The following is a 601-nucleotide window of genomic DNA, read 5'->3' on the forward strand; positions in this document are numbered from 1 at the left end:
CCACCCACGGCACCTACCTCGTCGAGCCTTTTACACCGCTCCGAGGACGCGACCGTCGGTCGGCCAGGAAGGCCAGATGCGCGTAAGCGACCATGACCAAGGTGATGTACCGGTACCAAGCGGTGTACTTGCGGACTTGGTAGTGGTCCAGGCCAACCTCGTTCTTGGTGGCCTGGAAGCACTCCTCGATGCTCCACCGAGCTCCGGCCACGCGCACCAGGGCGGTCAGGGCGAGCGGGCCGGTGGCCCAGCACCGGTAATAGGCCACCTGACCGGGGTCGCTGATCGAGCGGCGGGCCAGCAGCCAGTCGTGGCTGCCGTGCTCACCGATGGCGATCCAGGCCCAGTCGTAGAACCGGCGTCCTTTGACGCCCTCACCGCAGGCATAGCGTTGCCAGGCCGACTCCTCCAAAGCGGCGACGGCGACATCGGCGCGGGTCTTGGTGGCGGCCACGGTGACCGGATGGTCGCAGGAGACCGCGAGCACCTGGTTCAGGCCGCGGCTGCGGCACCGCTCGCGCAGGACGGTGTTGTCGCCGTAGGCCACATCGCCGGTGACCCAGCCGAAACTCAGCAGCACATCGTCGGCGGCGCGCTCGAT

General features: G+C 68.1%; 1 protein-coding gene. It reads right to left on the reverse strand.

Annotated features, from left to right (window positions below; genetic code table 11):
• Positions 1-13: 13 nt before the first annotated feature.
• The coding region (locus ABFX54_RS56750) for an IS701 family transposase (RefSeq protein ID WP_428834676.1) at positions 14-601 on the reverse strand (588 nt) is incomplete at its 5' end.

The organism is Nonomuraea maheshkhaliensis (assembly GCF_039529435.1).
GTDB lineage: Bacteria > Actinomycetota > Actinomycetes > Streptosporangiales > Streptosporangiaceae > Nonomuraea > Nonomuraea maheshkhaliensis.